This window comes from Streptococcus sp. HMSC063B03, from assembly GCF_001836965.1.
In the GTDB taxonomy this organism is placed as follows: domain Bacteria; phylum Bacillota; class Bacilli; order Lactobacillales; family Streptococcaceae; genus Streptococcus; species Streptococcus pneumoniae_F.
Genome location: NZ_KV831051.1, coordinates 9,985 through 11,680, shown reverse-complemented (window position 1 = coordinate 11,680; position 1,696 = coordinate 9,985). Strand labels below are relative to the sequence as shown.

General features: G+C 37.3%; 1 protein-coding gene and 1 pseudogene. Both read right to left on the bottom strand.

The annotated features are described in order from the left end of the window. Nucleotides 1-123 precede the first annotated feature (123 nt). Complete coding sequence (cbpC, locus tag HMPREF2628_RS07155) at nt 124-1,143, bottom strand: choline-binding protein CbpC (RefSeq protein ID WP_070842759.1); 1,020 nt, start codon at nt 1,141-1,143, stop codon at nt 124-126. A 17-nt stretch (nt 1,144-1,160) separates the two neighbouring features. Continuing rightward, nucleotides 1,161-1,696, bottom strand: a pseudogene (locus HMPREF2628_RS07150) (N-acetylmuramoyl-L-alanine amidase family protein); the annotation flags it as partial.

Below are 1,696 nucleotides of genomic sequence, written 5' to 3'. Positions count from 1 at the left end.
GACGTGGTTTGAATTTGATTTTCGAAGAGTATTATTTTTTCCTACAAGTATTTATTCTCTCCTATCTATTTTATTATATTTTCACAAAAAAAGCGATTGTTTCCTTCACAATCGCCTCTTTCATTATTGAACCCATTCGCCATTATAATTGACAGAATAGCCATCTACGGTCGTATTCACTGCCAAAGCACCTGAGTTGTAAGCATAGTACCATTTGCCATTGACCTGGAACCAGCCTATCTTCATATCTCCATTACCTGCATTTAGGTAGTACCAAGTTGAACCATCTTTCACCCAACCAGTTGCCATAGCTCCTGATGAACGGAGATAGTACCACTTGTTACCAAGGTATTGCCAGCCCGTTTTCATATCACCATTTTCAGCATCTAAATAGTACCAAGTTGAGCCTTCTTGATACCAGCCAGTCGCCATAGCTCCTGATGAACGGAGATAGTACCACTTATTGCCAAGTTGTTTCCAACCAGTTTGCATGATACCAGTTTCTGGGTCTAGGTAATACCACGGAGCAGGTTTGCTTCTATCAATGCCAAAAGTAACATGGAAATCTTGAGTCCAACCCTTAGCAACTTCACCAATTGGTAGTGGATTGTAAGAATCATCGCCAGAAATTCCTAGCTTATTTAAATAATACCAATTGCCGTCTTCATAAGTCCAACCTGTCTTTACAGCATAATTATTATCAAAATAATAAGTTCTCTTTTCAGCAGATGGAGCATATTGTTCACCGTATACTTTTCCTGTATTTTCAGACGTTTTTGCCTCTAGTACTTGTTTATCTGTTTGTTCTAGCAAAGCACCATCTTGTCCAAAATAGTACCACTTCTCCTGAAGGCCAATTTCTAAGACTGGACGATTATTAAATAAATTATCACGATAACCTGTTCCATGAATTTCTACGTATTGCCATCCAACTACCATTTCTCCTTTATCACCAAAATAGTAAGTTTTACCATCTATTTTATGCCAATAGATTGCTTTATGATCATCTTTTACATAATATTTTCTATTATCCTTATCAACAAATTGGCCACCTGTGGTATCCGCAAATACAGTATTTGTAGCTAGCAAACCAAAGAAAAATACTGTCAGTCCAACTTGCATAGTTTTTTTCAAAATTTTCATCTATATATCCTCCAATATTAAATCCACTCACCAGATGAAGCAAAGTTATAGACTTTACCATCGATAGTTTGGCTACCTGTAACCATTGCTCCATTTGAATTGAGATAATACCAGTTTCCATTTACTTTTGTCCAACTTGTCTTCATATCTCCATTACTTGCATCTAAATAGTACCAAGTTGAACCATCTTTCACCCAACCAGTTGCCATAGCTCCTGATGAACGGAGATAGTACCACTTGTTACCAAGATATTGCCAGCCTGTTTTCATATCGCCATTTTCAGCATCTAAATAGTACCAAGTTGAACCATCTTTCACCCAACCAGTTGCCATAGCTCCTGATGAACGGAGGTAGTACCACTTATTGCCAATTTGCTTCCAACCAGTTTGCATGATACCAGTTGTTGAATCTAGATAGTACCAAGTTGAATCATCATTTATCCAACCTGTACGTATTTCACCACCAATATAGTCTTCTCCATTAATTTCTGTTTTAGCTAGATAATACCAGTTAGACTGGTCATAAAGCCAACCTGTCTTTAAAGAATGATCTT

Excerpts from the sequence above, each read along its gene's own strand:
- cbpC (WP_070842759.1), bottom strand. The coding sequence starts at position 1,143 with ATGAAAATTTTGAAAAAAACTATGCAAGTTGGACTGACAGTATTTTTC.